7 protein-coding genes are annotated in these 7,234 nt (G+C 72.1%); 1 reads left to right on the forward strand and 6 read right to left on the reverse strand.

Going from position 1 to position 7,234, the window contains the following annotated elements; genetic code table 11:
* Positions 1–54 precede the first annotated feature (54 nt).
* From QRT05_RS00550 to QRT05_RS00575, 6 genes are all read right to left on the reverse strand, one after another.
* A complete protein-coding gene (locus QRT05_RS00550) occupies positions 55–1,299 on the reverse strand; it encodes a BaiN/RdsA family NAD(P)/FAD-dependent oxidoreductase (protein WP_289444196.1) in 1,245 nt (414 codons plus the stop codon).
* Positions 1,300–1,340: 41 nt separating this feature from the next.
* Positions 1,341–1,742 carry a VOC family protein gene (locus tag QRT05_RS00555; protein ID WP_289444198.1) on the reverse strand — a complete coding sequence of 134 codons (402 nt, stop codon included), beginning with the start codon at positions 1,740–1,742 and terminating at the stop codon, positions 1,341–1,343.
* Between the two features lie 10 nt (positions 1,743–1,752).
* On the reverse strand, positions 1,753–2,190 hold the full coding sequence (locus tag QRT05_RS00560; protein WP_289444200.1) for a helix-turn-helix transcriptional regulator: 438 nt from the start codon (positions 2,188–2,190) through the stop codon (positions 1,753–1,755).
* Positions 2,191–2,217: 27 nt separating this feature from the next.
* On the reverse strand, positions 2,218–2,592 hold the full coding sequence (locus QRT05_RS00565) for a PH domain-containing protein (RefSeq protein ID WP_289444201.1): 375 nt from the start codon (positions 2,590–2,592) through the stop codon (positions 2,218–2,220).
* A gap of 30 nt (positions 2,593–2,622) precedes the next feature.
* The gene (locus QRT05_RS00570) at positions 2,623–2,976 is read right to left on the reverse strand and encodes a TraR/DksA family transcriptional regulator (protein WP_289444203.1); all 354 of its coding nucleotides are present in this window, start codon (positions 2,974–2,976) and stop codon (positions 2,623–2,625) included.
* A gap of 100 nt (positions 2,977–3,076) precedes the next feature.
* Positions 3,077–4,600: an ATP-dependent DNA ligase gene (locus QRT05_RS00575; protein WP_289444204.1), complete on the reverse strand. Its 1,524-nt coding sequence runs from the start codon at positions 4,598–4,600 to the stop codon at positions 3,077–3,079.
* A 316-nt stretch (positions 4,601–4,916) separates the two neighbouring features.
* On the opposite strand from QRT05_RS00575, the gene QRT05_RS00580 reads away from it, so the two are divergent.
* Entirely contained in the window at positions 4,917–7,181 is a 2,265-nt protein-coding gene (locus QRT05_RS00580) for a metallopeptidase domain-containing protein (protein ID WP_289444206.1), read from the forward strand.
* The last annotated feature ends 53 nt before the right edge of the window (positions 7,182–7,234 follow it).

Raw genomic sequence — 7,234 nt, forward strand, 5'->3', positions numbered from 1 at the left:
CGCACCGAAGGGCCCGTGATCCGCAGCGATGTGGATGGCGGGCCCTTCGTCATGTCACGGCGTCGGGCGCTCCAGCCAGTCCAGCGCACCCCTCGCAGCGGCCACGCCGGTCGCGAAGGAGGCCTGCAGCAGGTAGCCGCCCGTCGGCGCCTCCCAGTCGAGCATCTCTCCAGCGACGAACGTGCCGGGCATGCGGCGCAGCATGAGCGACTCGTCGACCTCCGACCACGCGATGCCCCCTGCGGTCGAGATCGCGCGCGCGATGGGCATCGTGTCGGTGACGGTCACCGGCACGGCCTTGACGAGTGCGGCCATCCCCCGCGGGTCGGTGGGCAGCGGCCCGTCCTCGCGGAGCAATGCGATGGCGACCGGGTCGAGACCGATGGTGCGGCGGAGCCACGTGGACGACGACTCCTTGGGACGGCGGCGCGCGAGGGACATTGCCAGCTCGTCGACGGTGCGCGCCGGCCGCAGGTCGACCTCGACGACGCAGGCCCCCGCGTCGAGGCCGTCGCGGATCGCCGCTCCGATCGCGTACACCGGGCCGCCCTCGATGCCGTGCCGCGTCACCATCGCGTCACCGCGCCCCGTCGAACCGCTCGACCCGCTCGACCCGCTCGACCCGCGCACGGTCAGCGCGACGCTCTTGAGCGGCGTCCCCGCGAACCGTTCGGCCAGCACGTCGCTCCACGCCACGCGCACACCCACGTTCGCGGCTCGGAGAGGGGCGACCTCGACTCCACGGCCGGTGAAGTGCTCCACCCATCCGCCGTCCGAGCCAAGACGTGGCCACGAGGCACCGCCGAGCGCGAAGACGGTCGCGTCGGCGGCAGGCTCGACGCCGTCCGCGAACCGGAGCACCCCGTCGTCGGTCCACCCCGTCCACGTCCGCCGCGTCTGGATCGTGACGCCCAGCCCCGCGAGCCGCGTCAGCCACGCGCGCACCAGAGGGATCGCCCGGAACGCCTCCGGGAACACGCGCCCGCTCGACCCGACGAACGTGGGCTCGCCCAAACCGGCACTCCAGTCGCGCAGGTCCTGCGGGCCGAACGCGTCGATCATGGGTGCCAGATGGTTGGCGGACGAGCCGTAGCGGGAGAGGAACGGCTCGCGATCCTCGGAGTGCGTCAGGTTCAGTCCCCCGTGCCCGGCGAGCAGGAACTTGCGCCCGACCGACGGCATCCGGTCGTGCACGGTGACCGCCACGCCGGCCGTGGCGAGCACCTCCGCAGCGATCAGCCCCGCCGGTCCGCCACCGACGATGCACGCGGTCCTCGAGGACGCGGCGCGGGTGGGCATACGCCGAACGTAGCCGACCCGCGCCGCGGCGAACGGGTCGGTCAGGCGGCCTGGCTGATCCGCACGGTGTTGCCCGACGGATCACGCAGCGCGCAGTCGCGCGGCCCCCAGCCCTGGTCCATGGGCTCCTGCAGCACCTCGGCGCCCCACTCGCGCAGGGTCTCGAACGTCCTGTCCACGTCGTCCGAGCTGAACACGAGCGTGGGCAGCGAGCCCTTCACGAGCAGCTCCTGGAGCGCGTCGCCCTCCACCTGGGAGCGGCCGGCGTGCGGCACGGAGACGACGATGCCGAGCCCCGGCTGCGCGTCGCTGCCGAGAGTGACCCAGCGGAACTCTCCCGACGCCACGTCGTTCTGGACCTTGAGGCCGAGGGCCCCGTAGAAGTCGATCGCCTCGTCGACATCGCTCACGGTCACGTTGCAGTACTTGAGTGTGATGGTCATGCCCACGAACCTAGGTCGCAGCCTCGGCGGTTGCTTCTTCGATCCTGCTCTTGTTGCGCACCGGCCGGGTCTGCACCTTGGCGACGCACGGCGGCATCGCCTTGACCGCGGTGTGCTCGCGGCTGCGGTACGCGGTCGGCGTCTCGCCGACCACCTCGGCGAACCGCGAGCTGAACGAGCCCAGCGACGTACAGCCCACGGCCATGCACGCGTCGGTGACGCTCATGCCGTCGCGCAGCAGCGACATCGCGCGCTCGATCCGTCGCGTCATGAGGTAGCTGTACGGCGTCTCGCCGTAGGCGGCGCGGAACTGCCTCGAGAAGTGCGCGGGCGACATGAGCGCCTTCTGCGCCATGGTCGGCACGTCGAGCGGCTTCGCGTACTCGCGGTCGATCAGGTCCTTGGCGCGCCGCAGGTACGCCAGGGTCTCCAGGTCCGCCGGGCTCACGCCTTCACGGTAGCGCTCGCGCTCGCGCTACAAGAGGCGTTCGCTGACGAGGACGTTCAGGCCGCGGACGTCGACGCCCGAGGCGAAGTTGAACTTGACCCTGCCCAGGCCGCTGAACCACAGCTCGAGCTCGGAGTCCCGGTCCCAGGCGCCTGCGGTCTCCACGGAGAAGGCCTGGATCTTGGAGTACGGCAGCGACGTGTAGTCCTTCTTCTTGCCGGTCATGCCCTGGACGTTGAGGGCCACGAGCCGCCGGTCGGTGAACGTCACGGAGTCGCGCATGCCCTTGAACGCGAGGAGCACCTGCTCGCCGGGGAGCAGGACGCCGGCGAGCTCCTCGAACGCCTGCTGGCCGTCCCACGGCGAGAGCTTGACGAAGCCGGTGGAGTTGAAGTCGATCATCGTGTCTCCCTGCTCGGGCGGATGTGCTCCTCAGCCTGCCAGTCCGGTGGCGTGCGCGAGGCAGGTGGTGGCCGTCGGGCGCGCGCGCAGCCGGTCGGGGTCGATGGGTACGCCGTCGACCGCGCACAGCCCGTAGGTGCCTTCGTCCACGCGCCGCTCGGCCGCATCGATCTCGGCCAGCCGGCGCGCCACGTCCCCCGCGAGCGCGTCGACCTGAGCCCGTTCGAACGCGATGGTCGCGCCCTCCGGGTCGTGCTCGTCGTCGACGTTCGCGTCGCGCGCGGCGTCGACGAGGTCGGTCTTGCTCGCCCGCAGCCCGCGCGCCCGGTCGAGGGCCTCCTCGCGCAAGGCTGCCAGCAGCGCACGGGCTTCGTTCGGGTCCATCAGCGCGCACCTGCCTCGACACGTCCGCAAGCCCGCGCCGCAGCGCGAGCCGAATGCTGCGTGGTCATCGTCGTCCTCTCGGCCGTCATCGCCCGGCGCCTCAGCGCGCCAGCGCCAGGACGGTCTCGATCGTGTCGGCCTCGGCGGCCGTCTTGTCGTCGCGATAGCGCAGCACGCGCGCGAACCGCAGCGCCACCCCGCCGGGGTAGCGCGACGAGCGCTGCAGGCCGTCGAAGGCGATCTCGACCACCTGCTCCGGTCGCAGCCGCACCTCGTACCCGTCGGTCGGCCCGACGGCCAGCTCCGTGAACCGCTCCGTCTGCCACGCGAGCATCTCGTCGGTCATGCCCTTGAACGTCTTGCCGAGCATCACGAACCCGTCGCCCGAGCGGGCACCGAGATGGATGTTCGACAGGTACCCACGGCGTCGCCCCGAACCGCGCTCGACGGCCAGCACCACCAGGTCCAGCGTGTGCCGCGGCTTGACCTTCACCCACGCTGCCCCGCGCCGGCCGGCCTCGTACGGGGCGTCCAGCGACTTGACGACCACACCCTCCTGCCCCGCGGCCACCACGTCCTCGAAGCGGGCTTGCGCGAGCGCCGGGTCGGCGGTGACGAGCCGGTCGATCGCGTGCGGCGCGGCGACCGCGTCGAGCGCGGCGAGGCGCTCGCTCAGCGGGGAGTCCAGCAGGTCGCGGCCGTCGACGTGCAGGCAGTCGAAGAAGAACGGCGTGAGGTGCGCCGCCGCGACCGTGTCATGGGTGGCCGTGCGGGACGCGGTCTCCTGGAACGGGCGCGGCCGCCCATCGGCGTCGACCGTGAGAGCCTCGCCGTCGAGCACCACGTCCGTGGTGGGGAGCCCACGCACGGCGGCGACGATCTCCGGGACGCGGCTGGTGATGTCGTCGAGGCTGCGCGTGAACACGCGCACGTCGTCGCCCGAGCGGTGGACCTGGATGCGGATGCCGTCCAGCTTGGTGTCGACCACCACCGGGCCCGTCCCGAGCCCGACCAGGGCGGCGGCGACGTCCGGTGCTGACGAGGCGAGCATCGGGCGCACCGGGCGGCCGACCACGAGACCGAACTGCCCGAGCGCGGTGGCCGCCCGGGCCGGGTCTCCCGCACCCAGCGCGGCGACCGCCACGGGCTCCGTGGCCCCGGCGAGCATCGCTGCCCTCCGCACGAGCCCTGGCTCCACACCGCTGGCCTCGGCGACCGCATCGAGCAGCAGCGCGTCGAGAGCCCCCTGGCGCACCTCGCCCGACACCAGGCCGCGCAGCAGAGCCTGCTCGTCGGCAGTGGCCGCGGCGAACAGATCGGCAGCGCGCGCGGTCCTTGCGGTCGACGACCCCGGCCCCGCGAGGTGCGACATGTCCTCGAACGCCTGGTCGACCTGCGCGACCGTGAGGGTCGGCTCGGCCGCCGGTCCGGGGAGCGACGAGAGGGAGCGCCAACCGAGACCGGTGCGTCGTTGCCGCAGCTCGCCGGCGAGGTAGCGGGAGACCACCTCGACGTCCGCGGCGTCGGTCCGCCGCAGCAGGTCGACGAGCAGTGCGCGCTTGGCCAGCCGGGACCGCGTGGCCGCCAGCGCGGTCGATGTGGCTGCGACGTCAGCGAGGAGCATCCCCGCATCGTCGCGCGCATCACCCACACATGCCCCCGGGGAGGGCACGACGCCTCACTCGCCGTTCGGATGCGCCTCCTGATACACCGCCACCCAGCGGCGCGCGTCACGGCGCAGCCACCAGGCGGCGCAGGGCCCGGCCACGGCCGCTGGACTGGGCGCCTGAGGCAAACGAGTGGACTCCCGGAAAAGTGAGCCGAGGGGCGCCGCGGCGCCGATATCCTCGGGGCCGTCGGTCGCCGGATGCCCGACGACGGGGCCGCGAAGACACCCCCGTGCCGAACCAGCAGGGGGACCCGTGCCCAGACGCCTCGCCATGACCATCGCCGCACTGACGTGCGCCAGCCTCGTCCCGATCGGCGCCGCGAGCGCGGCCGAGCCGCCGACCATCACCGGCACGACCGGCGGCATCGGCGCCACCGCGTCCACGGTCGACGGCGTCCTGCGCCTGGCCGTCGCGGACGACTTCCGCACGCACACCTCGACCACCACGGCGTTCGTCCAGACGGACGCCGGCGACGTCGCGGTGCCCTCCTCGCTCGTCGACTCGCTGTCGTCGGGTGACGCCGTGACGGTCGAGCGCAACGCCGCAGGCACGGTCCTGGCCGTCGAGAGCGCTGCCGCCCTCGGCGCGTCGGCCGACGCGGCGTCGACCGACGCGATCTCGGGCGTCGGCACCCACAACGTCTGGTACGTCCGGGTGAACTGGACCGGAGCGGCCGCGCCGACGACCTCGGTCGACGGGCTCGTCTCGAGCCTCGCGTCCTACTACGCCACCATCAGTCCCTCGTCGACCGGCGCGCGCATCAAGGTCGCGGCGAAGGGCTCGCTCGGGTCGGTGACCATCCCGGTGCCGCCGACGAGCGCCGAGAGCTGCGGTGCGTCCCAGATCTACACCGACACCGCCGCCGCGCTGGGCGGCGCCATGCCCGCCGTGAGCCGGTTCAACCACCTGGTCCTGATCCTCCCCGACCTGCCGGCGGCGACCCCCGGCTGCACGTGGGCGGGTCTGGGCTCGATCGGTGCGAGCAGCGACGGGCGTTCGCGCATCTGGCTCAACGGCGCGAGCGCGCTGACGCCTCGGGTCCTCGACCACGAGTTCGGGCACAACCTCGGCCTGCAGCACTCCGACTCCGTCGTCGACAGCTCGGCGTGCGTGCTGACGTCGGCCAAGCAGACGCTGGGCAGCGCCTGCTACGACGAGTACGGCGACCCGTGGGACGTCATGGGTGGCGGCTTCGCGACGCCCGACGAGAACACCGTCGGGTTCATGTCCGCGCCGAACCTGGACCGCATCGGCCTGCTCTCGTCGACCGAGAAGTACACCGTCGCCTCCGCAACGCCGCCCACCATCGCGCTCGCGCCGGTGGCGCGGGCCAGCGGCCGACGCCTCGTCTCGATCCCCTACGGCACGCGCACCTACACGGTCGAGTACCGCTACGGCGTGCCCGGATCGCTCGACGCGTGGCTGCCCGAGGCCGGTTACGGCGTGGTCGTCCGGCTCCGCGAGCAGAGCATCGACCACGACCTGGTGGTCGACTTCCTGAAGAACGGCGAGACGTTCTCCGTCGGCGGGCTCTCCATCTCCGCCACCGGCCTGACGGCCACCGCGGCCAACGTCAAGATCACGCGCACCGCCGACAAGACGGCGCCGACCGTCGGCACCGTGGGCTACTGGAACTCCGAGAAGACGTACGAGCACATCGGCACGGTCCTGACCTCGGGCACCCTCGCCGTGGGCTACACCTCCGCCGGTGACGCCGACTCCGGCCTGGCGTCGGTGAAGCTCTACGTCGACGGCAAGCTGCGGGCGACCTCCACCAACAGGGGCCAGACCAAGCTGCAGGCGACGGGCCTGAGCCAGGGCCGCCACTCGTGGTACTTCCTGCTCCGCGACACCTTCAACAACACCCGCAAGACCGCGACGAGGAGCTTCCGGATCGACACGGGCGGCAAGCCGAAGATCACCAAGTCGCCGCGCGCATCGCTCGCCAAGGGCACCGTGAGCACCAAGACCATCCCCGCCACCGTGGGCTGGTCCGCCTCGGACGGCTGCGGCATCGTCTGGAACTCGGTCGCCGGCTCGAACGGCCTGGAGAAGACGTACTACGGCGCGCCGAAGGCGATCGCGACCCGCGTCAAGGTGGGCTACACCCAGTTCGCGGTCCGCTCGGCCGACTGCCTGGGCAACGTCACGGCCGACTCCTACGGGCCGGTCTCCAAGGGCGTGCTCGACAAGCAGTCCAAGCGCACGGGCTACCACGGCACCTGGTCCGCGGCGAAGGCGACCAAGGCGCTGGGCGGCACCGAGCAGGTGACCACCAAGAAGAAGGCGTACGTCACCTACAAGGTCAAGGCGCGCAGCTTCGGCTGGGTCGCCACCAAGGGCACGGGCCGTGGCAAGGCGGCGGTCTACGTCGACGGCACCAAGGTCGCCGTGGTCAACCTGGCCGCCACGAAGACCGTCTACGCGCAGCAGGTCTTCACCAAGACCTGGTCGAAGGTCGGCACGCACACGATCAAGATCGTGAACCTGTCGTCCAAGAAGATCGGCGTCGACGCGTTCACCCGCCTGTCCTGACCTCGAGTCACCCGAGCCGGGCCCACGCCGCGTCGATCGCGTCGTGGGCCCGA

The sequence above is a fragment of the Cellulomonas edaphi genome (assembly GCF_030362815.1).
Lineage (GTDB): Bacteria > Actinomycetota > Actinomycetes > Actinomycetales > Cellulomonadaceae > Cellulomonas > Cellulomonas edaphi.

What these genes read in the sequence shown, in the direction of transcription:
- QRT05_RS00565 (WP_289444201.1), bottom strand. Translation starts at nt 2,592, where the DNA reads ATGATCGACTTCAACTCCACCGGCTTCGTCAAGCTCTCGCCGTGGGAC.
- QRT05_RS00580 (WP_289444206.1), top strand. Translation starts at nt 4,917, where the DNA reads ATGACCATCGCCGCACTGACGTGCGCCAGCCTCGTCCCGATCGGCGCC.
- QRT05_RS00570 (WP_289444203.1), bottom strand. Translation starts at nt 2,976, where the DNA reads ATGGACCCGAACGAAGCCCGTGCGCTGCTGGCAGCCTTGCGCGAGGAG.
- QRT05_RS00575 (WP_289444204.1), bottom strand. Translation starts at nt 4,600, where the DNA reads ATGCTCCTCGCTGACGTCGCAGCCACATCGACCGCGCTGGCGGCCACG.
- QRT05_RS00550 (WP_289444196.1), bottom strand. Translation starts at nt 1,299, where the DNA reads ATGCCCACCCGCGCCGCGTCCTCGAGGACCGCGTGCATCGTCGGTGGC.
- QRT05_RS00555 (WP_289444198.1), bottom strand. Translation starts at nt 1,742, where the DNA reads ATGACCATCACACTCAAGTACTGCAACGTGACCGTGAGCGATGTCGAC.